At 73.7% G+C, this 19,483-nt stretch carries 19 protein-coding genes; 7 read left to right on the forward strand and 12 right to left on the reverse strand.

Features of this window, described 5'->3' with window-relative positions; translation table 11 throughout:
* Window positions 1-29: 29 nt before the first annotated feature.
* Window positions 30-2,387 (reverse strand): tetratricopeptide repeat protein, encoded by a 2,358-nt coding sequence (locus tag ACFWUZ_RS23490; RefSeq protein ID WP_384376110.1) that lies wholly within the window; start codon window positions 2,385-2,387, stop codon window positions 30-32.
* 18 nt (window positions 2,388-2,405) lie between these two features.
* On the reverse strand, window positions 2,406-2,801 hold the full coding sequence (locus ACFWUZ_RS23495) for an ATP-binding protein (protein WP_384376114.1): 396 nt from the start codon (window positions 2,799-2,801) through the stop codon (window positions 2,406-2,408).
* Window positions 2,802-2,914: 113 nt separating this feature from the next.
* Between ACFWUZ_RS23495 and ACFWUZ_RS23500 the strand changes: the two genes are divergently transcribed.
* Entirely contained in the window at window positions 2,915-3,739 is an 825-nt protein-coding gene (locus ACFWUZ_RS23500; RefSeq protein ID WP_384376117.1) for a helix-turn-helix transcriptional regulator, read from the forward strand.
* Complete coding sequence (locus tag ACFWUZ_RS23505) at window positions 3,736-3,924, forward strand: DUF397 domain-containing protein (protein WP_384376120.1); 189 nt, start codon at window positions 3,736-3,738, stop codon at window positions 3,922-3,924. Before ACFWUZ_RS23500 ends, ACFWUZ_RS23505 begins: the two co-directional genes overlap by 4 nt.
* On the opposite strand, the gene ACFWUZ_RS23510 is transcribed toward ACFWUZ_RS23505, so the two are convergent.
* The gene (locus ACFWUZ_RS23510) at window positions 3,911-4,669 is read right to left on the reverse strand and encodes a TetR/AcrR family transcriptional regulator (RefSeq protein WP_384376123.1); all 759 of its coding nucleotides are present in this window, start codon (window positions 4,667-4,669) and stop codon (window positions 3,911-3,913) included. The two genes, ACFWUZ_RS23505 and ACFWUZ_RS23510, sit on opposite strands and share 14 nt — an antisense overlap.
* 103 nt (window positions 4,670-4,772) lie before the next feature.
* Here ACFWUZ_RS23510 and ACFWUZ_RS23515 point away from each other — a divergent pair, with 103 nt between their 5' ends.
* Both ACFWUZ_RS23515 and ACFWUZ_RS23520 read left to right on the forward strand, forming a co-directional pair.
* On the forward strand, window positions 4,773-5,699 hold the full coding sequence (locus ACFWUZ_RS23515) for an ATP-binding cassette domain-containing protein (RefSeq protein ID WP_384376126.1): 927 nt from the start codon (window positions 4,773-4,775) through the stop codon (window positions 5,697-5,699).
* On the forward strand, window positions 5,696-6,442 hold the full coding sequence (locus ACFWUZ_RS23520) for an ABC transporter permease (RefSeq protein WP_384376129.1): 747 nt from the start codon (window positions 5,696-5,698) through the stop codon (window positions 6,440-6,442). The genes ACFWUZ_RS23515 and ACFWUZ_RS23520 overlap by 4 nt, the downstream gene beginning before the upstream one ends.
* On the opposite strand, the gene ACFWUZ_RS23525 is transcribed toward ACFWUZ_RS23520, so the two are convergent.
* The 5 genes from ACFWUZ_RS23525 to ACFWUZ_RS23545 all read right to left on the reverse strand — a co-directional run bounded on the left by ACFWUZ_RS23525 (window position 6,387) and on the right by ACFWUZ_RS23545 (window position 11,741).
* Complete coding sequence (locus tag ACFWUZ_RS23525) at window positions 6,387-8,702, reverse strand: tetratricopeptide repeat protein (RefSeq protein WP_384376132.1); 2,316 nt, start codon at window positions 8,700-8,702, stop codon at window positions 6,387-6,389. The genes ACFWUZ_RS23520 and ACFWUZ_RS23525 overlap by 56 nt on opposite strands.
* The gene (locus ACFWUZ_RS23530) at window positions 8,702-9,199 is read right to left on the reverse strand and encodes a hypothetical protein (RefSeq protein ID WP_384376134.1); all 498 of its coding nucleotides are present in this window, start codon (window positions 9,197-9,199) and stop codon (window positions 8,702-8,704) included. Before ACFWUZ_RS23530 ends, ACFWUZ_RS23525 begins: the two co-directional genes overlap by 1 nt.
* Before the next feature lie 72 nt (window positions 9,200-9,271).
* Entirely contained in the window at window positions 9,272-9,544 is a 273-nt protein-coding gene (locus ACFWUZ_RS23535; RefSeq protein WP_384376137.1) for a DUF1876 domain-containing protein, read from the reverse strand.
* Window positions 9,545-9,746: 202 nt separating this feature from the next.
* A complete protein-coding gene (locus tag ACFWUZ_RS23540) occupies window positions 9,747-10,712 on the reverse strand; it encodes an alpha/beta fold hydrolase (protein WP_384376141.1) in 966 nt (321 codons plus the stop codon).
* 336 nt (window positions 10,713-11,048) lie between these two features.
* Window positions 11,049-11,741, reverse strand: coding sequence for a metal-dependent transcriptional regulator (locus ACFWUZ_RS23545; protein ID WP_266935068.1), 693 nt, complete (start codon window positions 11,739-11,741; stop codon window positions 11,049-11,051).
* Between the two features lie 245 nt (window positions 11,742-11,986).
* Here ACFWUZ_RS23545 and ACFWUZ_RS23550 point away from each other — a divergent pair, with 245 nt between their 5' ends.
* Window positions 11,987-12,742 carry an SIS domain-containing protein gene (locus ACFWUZ_RS23550; protein ID WP_384376144.1) on the forward strand — a complete coding sequence of 252 codons (756 nt, stop codon included), beginning with the start codon at window positions 11,987-11,989 and terminating at the stop codon, window positions 12,740-12,742.
* Window positions 12,743-12,846: 104 nt separating this feature from the next.
* A complete protein-coding gene (locus tag ACFWUZ_RS23555; RefSeq protein WP_384376147.1) occupies window positions 12,847-14,139 on the forward strand; it encodes a serine hydrolase domain-containing protein in 1,293 nt (430 codons plus the stop codon).
* 6 nt (window positions 14,140-14,145) lie between these two features.
* On the opposite strand, the gene ACFWUZ_RS23560 is transcribed toward ACFWUZ_RS23555, so the two are convergent.
* Both ACFWUZ_RS23560 and pdxH read right to left on the reverse strand, forming a co-directional pair.
* Window positions 14,146-15,453: a PAS domain-containing protein gene (locus ACFWUZ_RS23560; protein WP_384376150.1), complete on the reverse strand. Its 1,308-nt coding sequence runs from the start codon at window positions 15,451-15,453 to the stop codon at window positions 14,146-14,148.
* A gap of 403 nt (window positions 15,454-15,856) precedes the next feature.
* Complete coding sequence (gene pdxH, locus ACFWUZ_RS23565) at window positions 15,857-16,528, reverse strand: pyridoxamine 5'-phosphate oxidase (protein ID WP_384376153.1); 672 nt, start codon at window positions 16,526-16,528, stop codon at window positions 15,857-15,859.
* Between the two features lie 200 nt (window positions 16,529-16,728).
* Here pdxH and ACFWUZ_RS23570 point away from each other — a divergent pair, with 200 nt between their 5' ends.
* Complete coding sequence (locus ACFWUZ_RS23570; protein ID WP_384376156.1) at window positions 16,729-17,832, forward strand: citrate synthase 2; 1,104 nt, start codon at window positions 16,729-16,731, stop codon at window positions 17,830-17,832.
* Window positions 17,833-17,951: 119 nt separating this feature from the next.
* Here ACFWUZ_RS23570 and ACFWUZ_RS23575 read toward each other — a convergent pair whose 3' ends face one another.
* Window positions 17,952-18,575, reverse strand: coding sequence for a TetR/AcrR family transcriptional regulator (locus tag ACFWUZ_RS23575; protein WP_384376159.1), 624 nt, complete (start codon window positions 18,573-18,575; stop codon window positions 17,952-17,954).
* Entirely contained in the window at window positions 18,563-19,330 is a 768-nt protein-coding gene (locus ACFWUZ_RS23580) for an enoyl-CoA hydratase family protein (RefSeq protein WP_384376162.1), read from the reverse strand. The genes ACFWUZ_RS23575 and ACFWUZ_RS23580 overlap by 13 nt, the downstream gene beginning before the upstream one ends.
* Window positions 19,331-19,483: the final 153 nt, after the last annotated feature.

Here is a 19,483-nt window from a genome sequence, read left to right on the forward strand (position 1 = left end):
GGGCGCGGCGCCCCGCCGGATCCGGGGCCTCACCCGCGCAGCCGGGCGGCTTCCTCACGGCAGCGGGCCGCCTTCGGGGTGTTGCCCGCCGAGGCGTACAGCGCCGCCGCCCGCTCCCAGGACGCTGCGGCGTCGGCGGGTCGGCGCAGACGCTCCAGCAGGGTCCCCAACCCCACTGCGGTGACGGCCTCGTAGCCCGGGTTCGCCGTCCCCGCGAGGAGCTGGCAGGCCCGTTCCTGATCCGCCAGGGCCTCGTCCAGCCGCCCCGCCTCCAGGTGGACCTGCGCCAGGTTGTGCCGTGTCCCGCCCTCTCCCTCGCGGTCACCGTCCGCCAGGAACAGGGCGAGGGCCGCTTCGTAGTGGGCCTGCGCCTCCTGCGGCCGGCCGTCGTCCCGCAGGAGATGCCCGAGTCCGTTGAGGGACCAGCCCTCCCTCTTGCGGTTTCCCAGCTCCCGGACCCCCGCCAGGGCCTGCTTGCGTACGGCGAGCGCCTCCTCGCGGTGCCCGGCCTTCCAGAGCGCGTCCCCGAGGGACTCCCTCACGGACGACTCCCGGTGGCGGTCGTTGACCTGCCCCATGGCCGCGACGGCTTCCCGGTAGACGGCGACGGCCTCCTCCGTCCGGCCCAGCTTCTCCAGGACTTCGCCGAGTCCGGCCAGCGTCGTGCCCTCCGCGTGCCGGATCTTGAGCTCGCGGAAGATCTCCAGTGCGTCGTTGTACGCCTCGCCCGCCTCCTCGAACCGGCGTCGTTGCTCGAACAAGCCGGCCAGCAGGCTCAACGCCTTGCCCTCGCCCATCCGCAGGGACTCCTCGCGGAACACGGCGAGGGCCTGCGTCACCCTCTCGGTCGCCTCTTCCAGCTCATGCGCGTCGACGAGGGCCAGTGCCAGGTTGTACAGCCCCGCGCCGAAGTCCTCACGGGTGCCCGTCTCCCGGGCCAGGTGCAGCAGCCGGCGCGCGAGCGTCAGGGACTCGTCCAGGTGGCCGTAGAGCTGGAGGTAGGGCATCAGCAGCCGCCCCAGGGACTTGGCGACCTCCGGACGTCCTGCGGAGCCGGCGAGGTCCACGGAGGCGACCAGCAGCGGTCGCTCCGCATCGAGCCAGTGCAGCGCCTCCGTCACCGAGGGCAGGTCGGGACCCTCGGCCGGCCGGCTGCCGACCCCCAGGACGTGCTGCGCCGTGGCGGTGTCGCGGACGAGGCTCGCCAGGAGGGCGTCGACCGCCGCCTCCCGGCCGTCCTCCTGCGCGCGCTCCTCGCCCCGTTCCTGCGCGTACAGCCGGACCAGGTCGTGCATCCGCCAGCGCCCCGAACCCACGGGCTGCTCGGTGAGGAGGCTGGCCCGTACGAGGGCGGCCAGCTGGGAGCGCAGGCCCTCGGCCTCGCCGGTGAGCAGGTGCGCGTAGGGGGTGGAGCAGTCCGGGCCGGGGTTCACCGTGAGCAGCCGGAAGATCCTGGCCTGGCCGGCGGGGAGCCGCTCGTACGAGAGCCCGAAGGCGGCCCGGACCCCGATCGGGACCCCGCCGTCGCCGCCGTCGAAGGTGAGCGCCTTCAGCCGGGTGCGGGCGTCGGCCAGCCGGCGCGCCAACTCCCCCGCGGGCAGTCCCGGATCGCCCGCCAGCAGCGCCCCGGCCACCGTGAGGGCGAGCGGCAGCCGGCCGCAGCCCTCGGCGACGGCCTCCAGCGCTGCGGGCTCCTGCGCGGGCCTCGGGTCGTCGGGCCAGGTGCGGAGCAGGGCGCCCGTGAGGAGGCGGACCGCGGGCTCCGCCTCCAGCTCGTCCAGGGCGACGACGCGGGCCGCGAATCCGGGCGCGACGAGCCGGTGCCGGGAGGTGACCAGCAGCCGGTGGGTGGCCGCGGCCGGCACGAGATCCCGTACCTGGGCGACGGAACCGGCGTCGTCCGCGACGATCAGCACCCGCTGCCCGGCCCGGGCGAAGGCGGCCAGCCGCGCCCGGTAGAGGGCCACTTGGCCGTGCGGGGAGGCCGGGAGGTCGGTGTCCCGGACGCCCAGGTGTCCCAGCAGTTCCTGCACCGCCTGCGGCCCGCTCATCCTGCCGTCGAGGGCGTAGCCGTGCAGGGAGAGGAAGAAGACCCGGTCCCCGAACCAGCCCAGCTCCACGGCCCGGTGTGCCGTCGCCACGGCCAGGGCGCTCTTGCCGACCCCCGCGAGCCCGGACACGACGGCCACGGGGGCTCCGCCGTCCGCGAGCAGCGCCACCAGTTCCCGGGCGGGGCCTTCGCGGCCGACCAGCTCGGCGGGGGCGTCGGGCAGGCCGAGGAGCGCCTCCGGTCCCGGGCCGGCGCCGGCCTCGTACACGTACTGGTCCCCGGCGATCTGTGTGATCTGCGACTGACCGCCGGCCTTGGCCCGCTGCTCGACACCCACACGCCCGAAGCTAGCGGCTCAACGGAACTCGCACCACACGACTTTGCCCGGTGTGCGGGGCAGGACGCCCCAGGCGTCGGCGAGCGCGGCGACGAGGTCGAGCCCTCTCCCGCCCTCGCCGGATTCCCGGGCCGCGATCCTGGACAGCCCGGGCCCGCTGTCGTGCACTTCGATGCGGACGGTGGCGTCCTCGAAGCCGAAGAGGCGCAGCAGGTAGCCGCGGCCGGGCGGAGTGCCGTGGCGCAGGGCGTTGGTCGCCAGCTCGCTCACGCAGAGCAACATGTCGTCCCGGCGCGCGTCCACGCCCCAGGCGTGCAAGGTGTCACGTGTGAACTGCCGCGCAGCTGCGACGGTTCGGGGCGAGCGCAGGTAGAGGCGGTCGCGCATGAGCGCCGCCTGAGTATTCACATTCACAGGGCGATCGTCGCGTTGCGTGACTAGCGTGTGGCTGAGCGCCGACCCGTACTCATGGAGGAGTACGGGTCGGTACGGGGTAGCCCACGTGCACAGGCGGGGAGTTCGCTGTCATGCCACCGAGGAAGCGCACACGGCCGAACGCGACGACCATGAAGATGGTCGGCGCGCAGGTGGCCGCCGGCCGAGTCGCCAAGAACCTGACCCAAAAACAGCTCGGCGAGCTGGTCCGCCTGGACGCGGAGAGCATCGCCTCGATCGAACAGGGCCGCCGCGCCCTGATGCCGAACGTCGCCGAGCTGATGGACCGGTGCCTGGGGCTGCCGGGGCTGCTCTCCGTGGCTGCCCACGAGATGCCCGCCATGGACGCGACCCCGCCGTGGGCTGAGGAGTACATGAACCTGGAGTACACCGCGATCGCCCTCTCATGGTTCGACAACCAGGTCGTGCCGGTTCTGCTCCAGACGGAGAGGTACGCCCGGGCCGTCTTCGTCTCCCGCGTCCCGGCCCACCCCGAGTCGGAGATCGAGGCGTTGACCGCCTCACGCATGGCCCGCCAGGAGATCCTGCGCCGACCCACCCCGCCGACCCTGAGCTTCGTCGTCTCGGAGGCCGTCCTGCGGGACAAGCTCGGCGGTGACGAGGTGCACGCGGAGCAGTTGAGGCACTTGCGCGTCTGCGCAGAACTGCCTGACGTGAGCATCCAGGTGATGCCCCTGGGCCGCACCTCACACGCCGCTCTCGACGGCCCGTTCATCCTCCTGGAAACCCCGGATCACCAGCACCTTGGGTACACAGAATCCCAGCGTGGCAGCCAGCTCATCTCGGACGCAGGCGAGGTCAGCATCCTCGCGCGCAAGTATGCAATGCTGCGAACTCAGGCCCTCAACTCCGAGCAGACGCAGGGCCTGTTGGGCCACCTGCTAGGAGAGACATGAGCGCCACGACCGCACCGAAGTGGTTCAAGTCCAGCTACAGCGGTAGCGAAGGCGGCGCCTGCGTCGAGGTCGCCAAGGGCCCGACCCAGATCCACGTCCGTGACTCCAAGGTCACAGGCGGCCCGGTCCTGACACTGAACGCTTCCACCTGGGCGGGACTCACCACCTGGCTCAGCGCGAGCTGATCAGGTCGGCCAGGCCGTCCAGGATGCGGGTCAGGCCGAAGCTGAACTGGAAGTCCGGCTCCTCCGAGCCGGTGAACGCGTCGGACTCCAGCAGCCGCGTCACCGCCGGGTGCGTGTCCGGGCGGGTCATCAGGCGCAGCGTGCGTACGTACTGGCCCATCACCTGGTCCGGTGAGACGCCGGACTTGATGATGGCGTCCGTCATGTCGGCGGCCATGGTGGCCTCGTTCCGCACCAGCCCGCCGACCAGGATGATCGCCGAGATCTTCTCACCCTCGTCCAGGCCCGTTCCGGCGAGCGCGGCGAGACCGCGTTCCATCCAGGCGAGCTGGTTCGGGCTGACCGGCGCCGCGGTGATCGGGATGCGCAGGATCCAGGTGTTGGCCATCAGGACGGCCCGCTGTCCGTACGCCCAGTGCGCGAACAGCTCCCGCCAGTCCCATTCCTGCGCCTCGGGCGGCAGCGGCGGCGGGGCGCCGACCCCCGCGTCCGACATCAGGATGTAGAGCTCTTCCTTCGCCGTGACGTACCGGTAGAGGGACATCGTGGAGACGCCCAGCTCCTTGGCCACCCGGCCCATGGAGACGGCCTCCATGCCCTCGGCGGCGGCGAGCGCCACGGCCGCGTCCACGATCCGGGGGAGCGTCAGCGAGGGGCGCGGGCCCTTGCCGGGGCGTTCGCGCAGGCCCCAGGCCATTTCCAGGCTCGCCGGAAGTCCGGTGTCGCCCGGCGGTTCCTTCCCCATCGTCGCCCCCTCCCTCCTGCAATCGTCGTTGACCCACATCCTAGTTCTGTGTATTACTTACACAGAAGCGCGTACGACATACGCAGAAGGGAGTCGGGTCCCCATGACCACGGACCACCTCGGAATCCACGCCACCGGCCTGACCAAGTCCTACGGCGACCACCGCGTCCTGCACGGCATCGACCTCGCCGTCCCGCGCGGCGCCGTCCTGGCGCTGCTCGGCCCCAACGGCGCGGGCAAGACCACCGCCGTGCGGATCCTGGCCACCCTCACCGCCGCCGACTCCGGCACCGCCCGGGTCGCCGGCCACGACGTGAGCGCCGAACGCTCCCGGGTCCGTGCACGGATCAGCCTCACCGGGCAGTTCGCCGCCGTCGACGACCTCCAGACCGGCGCCGAGATGCTCCGCATGACCGGCCGCCTCACCGGGCTCTCCCCCCGCGCCGCCCGCACCCGCGCCGCCGAACTCCTCGACCGCTTCGGGCTCGCCGACGCCGCCGACCGCACCGCGAAGACGTACTCGGGCGGCATGCGCCGCCGCCTCGACCTCGCCGCGAGCCTCGTCTCCCGGCCCGAGGTGATCTTCCTGGACGAGCCGACCACCGGCCTCGACCCGCGCAGCCGCCAGAACCTGTGGGACCTCGTACGGGAGCTGCGCGCCGACGGCACGACCGTGCTGCTCACCACCCAGTACCTGGAGGAGGCGGACCAGCTCGCCGACCGCGTCGCCGTCCTCGCCGGGGGGCGGATCGCCGCCGAGGGCACCCCCGCCGCGCTCAAGTCCCGCGTCGCCGGACACCGCCTCGACCTGACCCTCGCCACCCGGGACGCCTACGAGGCCCTCGCCCCGCGCGCCGTGCACCTCGCCCCGGACGAACTCACCCTCGGCCTGCCCACCGACGGCACGGCCGTCCACGTCCGGGCCCTGCTCGACGAACTCGACCCCCACCGCACCGACGTGGACCGCTTCGCCATCCGCACCGCCACCCTCGACGACGTGTTCCTCAGCCTGACGGGAGCCACCGCATGAACACCGCCGCCCTCGCCCTCGCCGGACGCAGCCTGCGCATCAGCCGCCGCCAGCCGGACGCGCTGATCACCGCCCTGATGCTGCCGGTCATGCTGATGCTGATCTTCGTCTACTTCTTCGGCGGGGCCATCGACACGGGCACGGCGTACGTGACCTACGTGGTCCCGGGGGCGATGCTGCTGTGCGCGGGCTTCGGCGCGGCGAGCACCGCCGTCAGCGTCGCCGACGACATGCGCAACGGGGTGATCGACCGCCTCCGCTCCCTGGACGTCGGCGGGGTCCCCATCCTGGCCGGGCACGTGACCGCCTCGGTCCTGCGCAACCTGGTGTCCACCACCCTGGTCCTGGCCGTCGCCCTCGCCATCGGCTTCCGCCCGCAGGCCTCCGGCGCCGGCTACCTCGCCGCCGCGGTGCTCCTCGTCGCGTACATCACGGCGATCTCCTGGCTGGCCGCCGCGCTCGGGCTGCTCGCCAAGACCCCCGAGGCCGCGGGCGGGTTCACCTTCCTGATGATGTTCCTGCCCTACCCCTCCAGCGCCTTCGTCCCCATCGACACCATGCCCGGCTGGCTGCACGGCTTCGCCGAGCACCAGCCGCTGACCCCGGTGATCGAGTCCCTGCGCGCCCTGCTCCTGGCACAGCCCGCCGGGAACGCGCCCTGGGTCGCGCTCGGCTGGTCCGCAGCCGTCACCGTCCTGGCGGTGGCTCTGGCGGGGGTGCTGTTCCGCCGCCGGACCTCCTGAAGGGGGCGGCGAGGGCCCGCACCAGCCGCCGCCAGGCCCGGGACGGGGGTCCGGGTCGGGCGGCGGCGAGCGCCAGGGTCTCTTCGAGTTCCTCGGTGACCATCTCCGCCCGGTAGTCGTCACCCGCCTCCAGGAGGAGCCCTGCTGCCTCCCGGTACGCGGCGGCGGCCTCCTCGTAGCTTCTCTGCTCCCGCAGGACGAGAGCCAGAGCCGACACGGCCAGCCCCTCGCTGTGCCGGTGATCCAGTGCGCGCCACATGCCCACACTCCGCTCCACGGCCTCTCGCGCCGCATCCAGCCGCCCCATGGCGCGGAGGCAGAGGCCGAGATTGCGGTACGCATTGGCCTCGCCCTCGACGTCGCCGATCTCCCGGGACAGCGCGGCTGCCTGCCCGTGTGCCCGGATGGCCTCGTCGAAGCGGCCGAGAGTGGTCAGCGCGAGGCCGAGGTTGACCCGGGCGCTCACTTCGGAGGCCCCACGCCCCTTCAAGCGTTCGAGGGCCCGCTCCATCGTCGTGACCGCCTCCTCCCAGCGGTCCTGCGCCGCGAGCGTGGAACCGAGCGTGCGGAGTGCCAGGCCCTCCCCGCCGGTGTCCCCGCACTCCCGGAAGCCGGCAACCGCCTCTTCGAGGCGTACGACGCTCCGCTCGTGCTGACGGAACTCGTAGTGGAGACTGCCCAGTTCGAGGAGCAGGACGCTCGCGGACACCTGATCACCGAGGAGGCGGGCAGCAGCCAGGGCCCGCTCGCTGACGGCGAACGCCTCCTCGAAGTGCCACCAGTCGTGCAGATAGGGCAGGAGGGCTGTCGAGAGGGAGAGCACCTGCTCCGGCCTGCCCTTGGCTTCGGCCAGGGCGATCGAGGCCACGAGAACGGGGCGTTCCCGGTCCAGCCAGGCCAGCGCCTCCGCCTTCCCACCCCGCTGACCGAGCCGCGAGACCGCCTCGTCGGAGGCTCCGCAGTAGTACCCCAGCAACCGGTCCCAGGCCTCCGACCTCCCGTCGGCCCTCCGCTCCCCCTCCCCCTGCTCCGCCGCGTACAGCCGGACCAGGTCGTGCATCCGCCAGCGCCCCGAGCCCACGGGCTGCTCGGTGACCAGGCTGGCGGTGGCCAGGGCGGCCAGCAGCTCCCGTACGCCCTTGATCCGTCTGCCGCCCAGCCCGGCCACCAGCACGCGCGTGTCCCACTCCGGCTCGCGGTCCAGGACGGTGGCGGCCTCGGTGGAGCAGTCGGGTCCCGGGTTCACCGTCAGCAGCCGCAGCAGCCGGGCCTCGTCCGGGCCCAGGCACCGGTACGACAGGTCGAACGCGGCCCGCACCCCCACCGGCAGCCCGCCCCGGGGGCCCTCGAAGTGCAGGGCCGCCAGCCGCGTACGGGTGTCCGCGAGCTGCTCGGCCAGGGTGGTCGGGGACAGCCCCGGATCGCCCGCCAGCCGGGCGGCGACGACGGTCAGAGCCAGCGGGAGCCGCCCGCAGTAGGTCGCCGCCTCCGCGAGCGCGGCCCGGTCGCGCTCCGGCCGCGGGTCCGCGGGGCGGGTCCGCAGCAGGGTGCCGGTGATCAGCTCGGTGGCCGCCTCGTCGGACAGCTCGTCCAGGTCCACCAGCCGGGCCGGGAAGTCCGGGGCGACCAGACCGTGCCGGGAGGTCACCAGCAGCCGGTGCCCACCCGCGCCCGGCGGGATCAGCGGCCGGACCTGCGCCACGTCGCCCGCGTCGTCCGCGACGATCAGCACCGGCAGCCCGGCGGCGGCCCGGGTCGTCAGCTCGGAACGGAAGAGGGCCAGCTGCTCCTCGTACGTGGGGGGCAGGTCGGCGTCCCGGATGCCGAGGGCGCGCAGCAGCACGGCCACCGCCTGACCGGGGCTCACCTGCCCTGACGGGGCGTAGCCGTTGAGCGGGACGAACAGCACCCCGCCCGGGAACCAGCCCCGCTGCATGGCCTGCTGGGCCACCGTCAGGGCGAGGGCGCTCTTGCCTACGCCGGGCAGCCCGGCCACGACGGCGACGGGCGCGGCGGCGGGCGCGGCGGCGGCCGGGTCCAGGGTGCGCAGGAGGAGCCCGACCTGCTCGGTCCGGCCGACCAGGGCGACGGGCGCGTCCGGCAGCCCGTACAGGGCCGTGGGGGCGGGTCCGGTGCCGGGCCCGTAGACGTGGAGGTCCCGGCCGATCTGCTGGCCGATCTGGGTGATGCGGCCGCCGCGGTCGGCGCGGGCCCGCTGGTCCAGCCGGTCGAGGCGCTTCGGTGACGGCTCGGCGCCCACTAGGGGGTGGGCCCCGTCCCGCCCGGGGCGCCCGTTCCGGGTCCCGGGACCGGGGGGTCCCCCACCTGTTGTTCGACGGTCGCGTTCCGGCTCGCCCGGGCGTCCTGCACGTTGTTCCCGGGGGCGGCGCCCGTCAGGGTCTGCCGGATCTCCCCCTCCCGGCTCGCCCGCGCGTTCTGCTCGCTGTCTCCGGGGGCGGCGCCGGGGCCGGGGACCCCGGCGATCTGCGTGACCTTCCCCTTCCGCGTGGCCTTCGCCTTCTGCTTCGCGGACCGTGCGCCAGGGGCGGGAGGGGCGGCGGGCGGGGTCGCCATCGCCCATGCGGCGCCCGCCGCCAGTGCGACGGCCGTCATGGCCCCGGCGAACGCACCGGCTATCTCCGCACCGTCCTCGGCGGGCACCCACTCGAAGGGATCCCACCGGCCCGACCAGTAACTCACCCCGAAGACCACGACCGCACCCACTACGACGACGATCCAACGCACCGTTCGCAACATGCCCGCCACCTTCCCACCGGGAGGCCTCGCCGAAACGGCCGGAAGCAGCCCGGTGGGGCGGCGGTCGGGGGATCAGCGGTTGAGCGGGTAGGAGTGCCGGCCCGTCGCCTCGTCGATCTCCGCGTGGGCCTTCTGCAACATCTGGGAAGCGAGATCCATGAGCGCGCGAGCGCCCGCGATCTCTTCGCCGACCCTCAGCTGCTCCGGGTCGGAGGGGTGGCGCAGGGCATAGCCGTGCGCCCTGATCTCGGAGCCGTCCCCGAGCCTGACCAGGGCCGCCGCACTGGTGCGGTGGCCTTCCTCGGTGAACTCAAGATCCACGTGCCATCCGACGAGCGTGGACATGGTGCATCACCTCCAGGGGGGTCACCTCCCTCCAGGGTGCGCCCCCGGCCGAAGCTGCGCGAGCGGACCCCCGGCACGGGCGCGCGGCCGTCTCCGGACGCCGATCCCCGCAGGGGCCCGGCGCGACCCGGCATCTGGCCACGCGTGTTGCTGCGCCCGGCCGTTGGCGGCTCGGCCGGGCTGCGGCGGGCCGCGGCGGGCGTCAGTTGCGGGTTGCCCTGATGCCGTCCAGGAACGGTTCGAGGACCGCGCGCCAGGCGGCCGGCTGGTCGTAGTGGAGGTAGTGGCCGGCGTCGGGGATCTCCGCGTACCGCCCGGCCGGGAGGACCCGGACCATCTCCTGGGCCTCGGCCCGGCCCAGCTCCCCGTCCAGCCCGCGGACCACCAGGGCGGGGCAGCGGACCTGGGCCAGCTCCTCCCAGTGCGCGTCGTGGACCCAGGTCTCCCGGGCCGTCAGCATCTGGCGGCGGGAGAACAGCGGGCGCCAGCCGTCCGCGGCCTCGTGCATGACCTCGGCGAAGAAGGCACCGCGGCCGGGGTCGGGCCGCTCCACCCGGGGGTCGTCCTCGCCGAACCAGCGGCGGGCCGCGTCCTGGGTGGGGAAGGGCAGGGGCCAGCGGTGGAACCATTCCTCCCACTCCTGCTGGGAGGCGGCGCCCAGCGCGGAGGCCCGCATGTCGCAGATCACGAGGGCTTCGACCAGGTCCGGGCGGCGGGCGGCGAGCTGCCAGGCGGTGAGGGCGCCCATGGAGTGGCCGATCAGGGTCACGGGGGCGAGGCCGAGCTGCTCGACGGCGGCTTCGGCATCGGCCACGAAGGCTTCGCGGGTGTAGGGGCCGGTGGAGGGGCAGTCGCTCTGGCCGTGCCCGCGCTGGTCCAGGGCCACGACCCGGCGGTGCTCGGAGAGCCAGCGGGCCGTCCCGGCCCAGTGGAAGGCACGGCCCATCAGGCCGTGGAGTAACAGGACCGCGGGCCGCTGCGGATCCACGGCCCGCGCGGACTCCGCCGGCTGCGCCGCCCGCGAGGACCGGTCCGGTCCCCCGGACTGCGCGGATCCTGCGGACCGGGCGGGTCCACCGGGCCGTGCGGGCTCCGCGGTAGCCTCGCGGAACTCCCAGGCGGCCAGGCGCACGCCGTCGGCCGCCGTCACATCGATGCGCTGTACCACCGCAGATGCACCCCCTTCGCTCCCGACCAGACTATCGAACCCGCATTCGAAAACGGGCGTCTCGCCGACAACACCGCTCTTTCGAGTGACCTTGCTCAAGGATTGGCCGCCGCTGCCGATGGAGATCCTTTCAACAGGGAGGCGGGCCGCTCGGGGAAGACGGTCCGAAGGGGATGACCTTGAGAGCTCGGGGCTCCAGGTCATGAGGGGAGGACCGGTCCCGGCGCCGTGAGGCGCCGGGACCGTCCACACCAGATTGCTACCAGGCCCGCAGGCTCCGACTGGCCCGTTCGGGCCAATCAGCGGCAGCGTTCGGCCATACCGCGGACCGTACGGTCAGCGCTTCGCGACGAACACGTGCGAAGCGACCTCCTCGTCCAGCTCGGCGGCCTCCCCGCCACTGCCGACCAGCACACCGCCCGCGGACTCGGTCACGCTCACCACCGAACCGGGCTGGACGCCCGCCCGGCGCAGCGTGTACATCAGCTGGGCGTCGGTCTGGATCGGCTCGCCGATGCGGCGCACGACCACGGTCTTGCCCTCGGTGCCCGGGTCCAGCTCGGCCAGGCTGATCATGCCGTCCGCCAGGAACGGGTCGGCCTCGGCCTTCTCCCCCAGCTCCTCCAGCCCCGGGATCGGATTCCCGTACGGCGACTCGGTCGGGTGGCGCAGCAGTTCCAGTACCCGCCGCTCCACCGCCTCGCTCATCACGTGCTCCCAGCGGCAGGCCTCGGCATGCACCTGCTCCCACTCCAGGCCGATGACGTCGACGAGCAGACACTCCGCGAGCCGGTGCTTGCGCATCACGCGCGTCGCCAGCCGCCGCCCCTCCTCCGTCAGCTCCAGGTGCCGGTCGCTGGCGACGGCCACCAGGCCGTCCCGCTCCATCCGCGCCACCGTCTGGCTCACCGTCGGGCCGCTCTGGTCGAGCCGCTCGGCGATGCGGGCGCGCATGGGGACCACGCCTTCCTCTTCCAGCTCGAGGATGGTGCGGAGATACATCTCCGTGGTATCGATCAGTCCGGACATTCGTGCCCCTCGGATTGCGTGCGCTGGCCCTGCCCCCAATTCTGACGCATCGGGCGGAGAACCGTCCCGTGCGGCGGGCAAGCCCTTGTACGGACCTGCCCCGCGTACGCCCCATGCGGACATCTGCCCCCACATCGCTCAGGGCTTTCGGCCCCGGGCCGACGGCCGTATTGACACGCCCTTGGTCCAGACCGCACGGTGAGCGGCGGACACGGAAGCCCCCCACCCCGGAAGGCCATCGGCGTATGAGCGAGAGCAAGCTGGCCGGTCAGTTCTTCGACGCGGCCATCGGCCTGCTGGAGCGGGTCCGGGACGAGGAGGCCGCCCCCATCGCCGAGGCGGGCTCCCTGGTCGCCGACGCGGTGACGTCCGGCAACCGCCTGTTCGCCTTCGGCGCCGGGCATTCCTCGCTGCCCGCCCAGGACGTGGTCTACCGCGCCGGCGGGCTCGCCCTGATGAACTTCCTCGCCGTTCCGGGCACCGCGGGCATCGACGTCATGCCCGCGACGCTGGGCAGCGCCCTGGAGCGGGTCGACGGCCTCGCCGGGGCCGTCCTGGACAGCAGCCCCGCCTCCGCCGGCGACGTCCTCGTGATCATCTCCCTCTCCGGGCGCAACGCCCTGCCCGTCGAGATGGCCATGAACGCCCGGGCCATCGGCCTCAAGGTCATCGGCGTGACCTCGGTGGCGTACGCGACCGGGACCAAGTCGCGGCACGTCTCCGGCACCTTCCTCAAGGACCACTGCGACGTCGTCCTCGACAGCAAGATCGCCGTCGGTGACGCCGAGCTCACCCTCGACGGCATCGACGCGCCCTTCGCCCCCGCCTCCACCGTCGTGACCAGCGCGATCATGCAGGCGGTCATGGCCGCGGCCGCCGGCGAACTGGCCGCCCGCGGGGTGGAGCCCCCGCTGCTGCGCTCCGGCAACGTCGACGGCGGCCACGAGTGGAACGGCCGGGTGATGCAGGAGTACGGCGACCGGATCTTCTTCCGGCACTGACCGCCCCCGGATCGACCCGCCCGCCGGCCGGTCGCCGGGCGGGCGGGCGTTTCCTACGATGGGGGGACGGAACTCGGGGTCCCGCACACCGGAGGTGACCGGGCATGTCCTCCGCCCCCGCCCCGACCCCGGCCCCCCGCCGCCCGCACCCCTCGCGCGGGCCCTTCCGGACGGGCACGGCGGCGCTCCTGCTGCTCCTGACCGGCGTGGCCGCGGCCCCCGCCGCCCCGGCCGCCCCGCTCCCCGCCGCGGTCGCCGCCGCCCCCGCTCCGGCCGCGCAGGACCCCGTACGGCAGGACCCCGTACGCCAGGAGCTGGTGCGGCAGGACCTCGACCCGGCCACCGTCGCGAGGCTCGACGCGGCGATCACCGCCGCCATGAAGAAGGACGCCATCCCGGGCGTGACCGTCGGCCTGTGGATGGCCGGCCGCGGCGACTACGTGAAGACCTTCGGCGTCGCCGACAAACAGTCCGGCACCCCCATGAAGACGGACCTCTACACGCGCATCGGCAGCGTGACGAAGACCTTCACCGTCACCGCCGTCCTCCAGCTGGTCGACGCGGGCCGCATCGAACTCGACGACCCGATCTCGATGTACGTGGACGACGTGCCGGGCGGCGCCGGGATCACCGTGCGGCAGCTCGCCGCCATGCGCAGCGGCCTCTACAACTACACCGAGGACGAGAAGTTCCTGGACGCCATGCGCACCGACCCGCAGCGCGAGTTCACCCCGCGCCAGCTGCTCGACTACGCCTTCGCGCACCCGGCGAACTTCGAGCCGGGCACCAAGTGGGAGTACAGCAACACCAATACGATCCTCCTCGGGCTCCTGCTGGAGGAGGTGAGCGGGCAGCCCCTGGGCGGCCACCTGCGCGAACACGTCTTCGACCCGCTGAAGCTGGACGACACCTCCCTGCCGGCCGGCGCCGCGTTCCCCGAGCCGCACGCCCAGGGCTACACGACCTTCACCCCGAACGGCTCCCTCACGGAGGCCACCGGCTGGAACCCCTCCTGGGCCTGGGCCGCCGGATCCGCGATCTCCACCCTGGAGGACCTGCACGCCTGGGTCCCGGCCCTGGTCGACGGCCGGCTGCTGACCCCCGCCACGCAGGCGCAGCGGATGCGCACGCAGTCCGTCGGCGTACCGGGCGTCTCCTACGGCCTCGGCATCGCCGAGGTCCACGGCTGGCTCGGGCACAACGGCGAGCTGCCGGGCTACGAGACCATCGCCGCGCACCTGCCGCAGCAGCGGGCCACGCTCGTCGTCCTGGTCAACTCCGATGCCGACCGCGGCGGTTCGTACAGCACCACCGTCGGCAAGGCCGTCACCGCAATCGTCACCCCGGACCACGTGTGGGACCTGCCCTCCCCGGCCCAGGTGGGCAACAACCACTGAGTGCCCTCAGGCGCTGCCCGCCGCCAGGTCCAGGTCCGCGGCGATCCGGGCCGCGACCTCTTCCGCGTACTCCGCGTCCGCCCGCTCGAAGGCGGCCCGCGAGGCGCCCCGCACGAACGTCAGCGCGCCCACCGTCCGGCCCCGGCTCCGCAGCACCGTGCACAGCACGTGCACGGCGTCCTCGGGCCACTGCCGGGCCCGCGCCCACGGCCCGTCCGGCTCCCCGCGCGGGGCGGAGGTCCGCACCGAGCCGATCCGCTCCAGCGCCTGGAACACCGGGTGCCCGGCCTCGTACCGCACGGGGATCGACCCGGGCCCCGGCAGCACCGGAGGCGAGGCGGCCGACCGGACGAGCCTGCGCCGCTCCGGGCCGGCCGACGGGTCCAGCACGTCCAGCAGCGCGTGCTCGGCGAAGCCCGCGAGGGCGAAGTCCAGGCGGACGGCCGCCGCCTCGGCCGGGTCCTCGCACTCGGCGGCGACCCGGCCCGCGCGGTGCAGCTGCTGGGCGCGGAAGCGCAGCTGCGCCGTGTCCAGCTGGACCTGGCGGGCCTCGGTGACGTCCTGGAAGAGCCAGCCCACCCCGAGCGGGACGGGCTCCTCCGCCAGCGGTGAGGCCAGGCGCAGGAACCCGCACCGCCAGCACCGCCGCCGCACGCCCTCCGCCGTGCGCACCGACACCCACAGCTCCACCGGCAGCGGCGGCGCCCCTTCGGCCAGCACGTGCTGGAGGGCACCCTCCAGCTCCTCCACGCCCTGCGTCAGCAGCTCCCCCAGCGGGCGGCCGAGCAGCGCGGTGCGGCCGGTGCCGAAGGCGCGCGCGGCGTGCGCGTTGACCACGGCGGGCCGCAGGTCCACGTCGACGAGGACCACGCCCCACGAGGCGTCCTCCATCAGTGCCTCGCTCAGCGCGATGGACCGCTCGAGATCGATCTGGGCGTGCACCTCGCTGAAGGCGCAGTACACCCCGGCGGGCTTGCCGTCCGCGCCCGGCACCCCGGCGGACTGGGTCCGTACGAGGACCCGTCCGCCGTCCTTGGTCACCAGCGCGAACTCGTGCACCTGCCGCCCCGGCACGTCCTGGGCGGCCATCAGCCGCTCCTCGACGTCCTGCGCGTCGGCGGCCCGCACCGCCCATCCGGCGAACCCCTTGCGCCCGACCGCCTCGGCGGCGGACCAGCCGAGGATCCGCTCGGCCTCCCGGTTCCAGTGCGTGATCACGCCGTCGGAGTCGAACGCGCACAGGGCTGCGTCCATCCCGTCCAGCAGCGCTGCGAGCAGATCGTCGGTGGTCTCACCACGTCCGAAGGCACTCACCTGGCACCCCCTGCAGGTGTTCGCGTGTGCGGCACGTCAGATCATTGAACTGGAACGTGACGCAGCACACACCTGGTTCCCCGAATCCTCCCGGAATGTCCTACCCGGACCCTCGCATAAAAGGGTTGAGACCCCTCCGGAGGAGGCCTAGGCTCTGCCGTACACGAGAAGGGAGGTGGTTCCCGAAATGTACGGAAACCGGACGCGTGAGGTGGCTGCGGGCTAAGGGCCCGTCGTCGCACGCACCCAGTGCGATGCCCGGCGGGTACGCCGAGCGCCAATCCCAAGCAGTCACCCGACCCGCGGGCTCGCCGGTACGTCCGGCCGGCTCCTCTCACTGCAGGAGAGGAACCCGAGCCCGCGGGTCGTCTGCGTTCACCGCCCCCGTCCGCGGGCGCCCGGGCTACGGGCAGAGCCGTTCGACGCGCCACTTGCCGGGGCGGGCCGCCTCCAGCACGTAGCGCAGCCGGTCGTGCAGGCGGTTCTCGTGGCCCTGCCAGAACTCCATCGAGTCGGGGGCGACCCGCAGCCCGCCCCACTGCGGCGGTACGGGGACCTGCTCGCCCTCCGGATAGCGGGCGGCGAGTTCCGCGTACCGCCGGTCCAGCTCCTCGCGGGAGCCGACCACGCTGGACTGCTCGCTCGCCCAGGCGCCCAGCTGGGAGCCGTGCGGACGGGACCGGAAGTACGCGGCCGTCTCGTCGCGGCCGATCCGGGCCGCGGTGCCGGTGACGACGACCTGGCGGGCGATGGGGTGCCAGGGGAAGAGCAGCGCGACGTGCGGGTTCTCCTCGATCTCACGGCCCTTGCGCGAGTCGTAGTTGGTGAAGAAGACGAAGCCCCGCTGGTCGAACTGCTTCAGCAGCACGGTGCGGGAGCTGGGCCGGCCGTCCGCGGTCGCCGTCGAGACGACCATGGCGTTCGGTTCGAAGAGGTTCGCGTCGGCGGCCTGCTGGAACCACCGGGCGAACTGCCGCATCGGGTCCTCGGCGAGGCTGTCCTCGGCGACGATCTCCGAGCGGTACTGCTTGCGCATGACGGCGGGGTCAAGGTCATGGTCGGTCACGCGTGCCATCCTGCCGCAGTACGACATCCTGAGGTGTGCCGGACGTCACGCTTCCGCACGCCATCGGGAACGGACAAAATCTTGGGGCCGGTCCGGGCGTCCCCACGCGGGTGACCTCCGGCCGTGCCGGGCATCAACGGGGATGACCGCGCCGGACCGCGAATCACGCCGGGAGCCGCGCGTGTTCGCACTATCTGAGGAGCCGCCTGATGTCCGACTTCGTACCGGGACTCGAAGGTGTCGTCGCGTTCGAAACGGAGATCGCCGAGCCCGACAAGGAAGGCGGATCCCTCCGCTACCGGGGCGTAGACATCGAAGACCTCGTCGGCCACGTCTCCTTCGGGAACGTCTGGGGCCTGCTCGTCGACGGTGCCTTCAACCCCGGCCTGCCGGCCGCCGAGCCCTTCCCCATCCCCGTCCACTCCGGGGACATCCGGGTCGACGTGCAGTCCGCCCTCGCCATGCTGGCCCCCGTGTGGGGCCTGAAACCGCTCCTGGACATCGACGAGCGGACGGCCCGCGACGACCTGGCACGGGCCGCCGTCATGGCCCTGTCGTACGTCGCCCAGTCCGCCCGCGGCCAGGGTCGCCCGATGGTGCCGCAGCAGGAGATCGACAAGGCCGAGTCCGTGGTCGAGCGGTTCATGATCCGCTGGCGGGGCGAGCCGGACCCGCGGCACGTCAAGGCCGTCGACGCCTACTGGACCTCGGCCGCCGAGCACGGCATGAACGCCTCCACCTTCACCGCCCGCGTCATCGCCTCCACCGGCGCGGACGTGGCGGCGGCACTGTCCGGAGCCGTGGGCGCCATGTCCGGCCCCCTGCACGGCGGGGCGCCGTCGCGCGTCCTCGGCATGATCGAGGAGATCGAGCGCACCGGCGACGCCGTGGCGTACGTGAAGAAGGCCCTGGACAAGGGCGAGCGCCTGATGGGCTTCGGGCACCGCGTCTACCGGGCCGAGGACCCGCGCGCCCGTGTGCTGCGGCGCACCGCCAAGGAACTGGACGCCCCGCGCTACGAGGTGGCCGCCGCCCTGGAGAAGGCCGCGCTGGAGGAGCTGCACGCGCGCCGGCCCGACCGGGTGCTGGCCACCAACGTGGAGTTCTGGGCCGCGATCATGCTGGACTTCGCGGAGGTCCCGGCGCACATGTTCACCTCCATGTTCACCTGCGCCCGCACGGCCGGCTGGTCGGCGCACATCCTGGAGCAGAAGCGCACGGGACGCCTGGTCCGTCCCTCGGCCCGCTACACCGGTCCGGGCCAGCGCGACCCGCGCGAGATCGAGGGGTACGAGGGCATCGCGACCCGGTGACGACCCCGCCGGGGCGGGGGTCGACGGACCTCGCCGCCCCGGCACGGCCGGACCCGTCCTCCACAGGCTGTGGAGGGCGGGTCCGTTCCGATCGGCGGGACGCCCCTGTGACGACAGCCCTAGCGGGCTGCGCCCAGGGTCGCCTCCAGGATCCGGGACCACTGGGCCACCACGCCGGCGCGGCGTGCCGTGTCGTCGGTGAGGACGTTGGCCAGGCCGAGGCCGCGGGCCAGGTCGAGCAGGCCCTGCACGGTCTCCCGTACGCCGGGGACGGACTCGTCCGCCCCGAGCAGCTCCACGGCGATGCGGTGGGTCTCGCGGCCCACCCGGGCCTCCAGTTCGGTGACGCGGGGGCGCAGCTGCTCCTCGTTGGACGCGGCGACCCACAGCTGGAGCGCGGCCCGGAAGAGGGTGCCCGTATACAGGTCGACCAGTGCCTCCACCACGGTGGGGCGGGCCGCGGGGGCGGAGTGGAAGAGTTCCCGCATGGCGGTGGACCGCTCCTCCGCGACGTACTCGACGGCCGCCGTGAAGAGGTCCTCGCGGGTCGGGAAGTGGTGCTGGGCCGCGCCCCGGGAGACCCCGGCGCGTTCGGCGACGACGGCGACGGTGGAGCCCGTCCAGCCGTGTTCGGCCAGGCAGGAGACGGCCGCCTCCAGGAGGTGGCGACGGGTGACGCGGCTGCGCGCCTGCTTGGGGCCGGTGGCGCCGGGCGCGCCCGGCGTGCTGGTCACAGGACCCATGACGGGTCCCGGCGCTCGAAGCGGGCGGTGATGCCCTCGCGGGCCTCGGCGGAGGCGAACAGTCCCGCGGACAGCTCGGTGAGGCGGGCTCCGTCGCGTTCCAGGGCTTCGCGCACGGCGGAGGCGGTGAGCGCCTTGGTGGCGGCCAGGCCCTGCGGGGAGGCCTTGCGCAGCCCGGCGAGGACGGGTTCCAGCGCCTGGTCGACGGCGTCGGCGCCCTCAGCGCCCTCGGGGTCGTCCGCGGCGGCCAGGGTGATCAGGCCGATCCGGGCGGCTTCCGTGGCGTCGAAGGGCTCGGCGGTCAGGAAGTAGCGGGCGGCGGCCCGGGGGTCCAGGCGCGGCAGCAGCGGCATCGAGATCACCGCGGGGGCGAGGCCGAGGTGGGTCTCCGTGAAGGCGTACGTGGACCGGGGCCCGGCGGCGGCGATGTCGCAGGCCCCGAGCAGGCCGAGGCCGCCGGCCCGGACGTGCCCGGTGACGCGTGCGACGACGGGCTTGGGCAGTCCGGCGATCTCGCGGAGCAGGCCCAGGAAGTCGGCGGGGTCGCAGGGGGACTTGAGGTCGGCTCCGGCACAGAAGGTGCTGCCGCTGTGGGTGAGCACGACGGCCCGTACGGCCGGGTCGGCCCCGGCGGCGGCGAGCGCGGCACGCAGCTCGGCCACGAGGGCGGCGGAGAGTGCGTTGCGGTTGGCCGGGGAGTCCAGGGTGAGGGTGGTGACGCCGGTCGCCTGGGCGGCGTGCACGAGTGGGGCCATGTCTCCTCCGGAGGGGTTGCTGGTGTGCGGGCCGGGCGGGCCGGAACCCTCCCGGGGAGGGTATGCGGGGCCCCCGCGCCCCGCCCCCCTGGGGCTCCGCCCGGGGACCCCGCCCCAGGCCCCGCCGTGGGATCCCCCGGGCGGGGCCTGGGG

It is taken from the genome of Streptomyces sp. NPDC058646 (assembly GCF_042716875.1).
In the GTDB taxonomy this organism is placed as follows: Bacteria; Actinomycetota; Actinomycetes; order Streptomycetales; family Streptomycetaceae; genus Streptomyces.

What these genes read in the sequence shown, in the direction of transcription:
- ACFWUZ_RS23575 (WP_384376159.1), bottom strand. Translation starts at nt 18,575, where the DNA reads ATGGGTCCTGTGACCAGCACGCCGGGCGCGCCCGGCGCCACCGGCCCC.
- ACFWUZ_RS23580 (WP_384376162.1), bottom strand. Translation starts at nt 19,330, where the DNA reads ATGGCCCCACTCGTGCACGCCGCCCAGGCGACCGGCGTCACCACCCTC.
- ACFWUZ_RS23570 (WP_384376156.1), top strand. Translation starts at nt 16,729, where the DNA reads ATGTCCGACTTCGTACCGGGACTCGAAGGTGTCGTCGCGTTCGAAACG.
- ACFWUZ_RS23545 (WP_266935068.1), bottom strand. Translation starts at nt 11,741, where the DNA reads ATGTCCGGACTGATCGATACCACGGAGATGTATCTCCGCACCATCCTC.
- ACFWUZ_RS23515 (WP_384376126.1), top strand. Translation starts at nt 4,773, where the DNA reads ATGACCACGGACCACCTCGGAATCCACGCCACCGGCCTGACCAAGTCC.
- ACFWUZ_RS23530 (WP_384376134.1), bottom strand. Translation starts at nt 9,199, where the DNA reads ATGTTGCGAACGGTGCGTTGGATCGTCGTCGTAGTGGGTGCGGTCGTG.
- ACFWUZ_RS23520 (WP_384376129.1), top strand. Translation starts at nt 5,696, where the DNA reads ATGAACACCGCCGCCCTCGCCCTCGCCGGACGCAGCCTGCGCATCAGC.
- ACFWUZ_RS23505 (WP_384376120.1), top strand. Translation starts at nt 3,736, where the DNA reads ATGAGCGCCACGACCGCACCGAAGTGGTTCAAGTCCAGCTACAGCGGT.
- ACFWUZ_RS23510 (WP_384376123.1), bottom strand. Translation starts at nt 4,669, where the DNA reads ATGGGGAAGGAACCGCCGGGCGACACCGGACTTCCGGCGAGCCTGGAA.
- ACFWUZ_RS23550 (WP_384376144.1), top strand. Translation starts at nt 11,987, where the DNA reads ATGAGCGAGAGCAAGCTGGCCGGTCAGTTCTTCGACGCGGCCATCGGC.
- ACFWUZ_RS23500 (WP_384376117.1), top strand. Translation starts at nt 2,915, where the DNA reads ATGCCACCGAGGAAGCGCACACGGCCGAACGCGACGACCATGAAGATG.
- pdxH (WP_384376153.1), bottom strand. Translation starts at nt 16,528, where the DNA reads ATGGCACGCGTGACCGACCATGACCTTGACCCCGCCGTCATGCGCAAG.
- ACFWUZ_RS23535 (WP_384376137.1), bottom strand. Translation starts at nt 9,544, where the DNA reads ATGTCCACGCTCGTCGGATGGCACGTGGATCTTGAGTTCACCGAGGAA.
- ACFWUZ_RS23555 (WP_384376147.1), top strand. Translation starts at nt 12,847, where the DNA reads ATGTCCTCCGCCCCCGCCCCGACCCCGGCCCCCCGCCGCCCGCACCCC.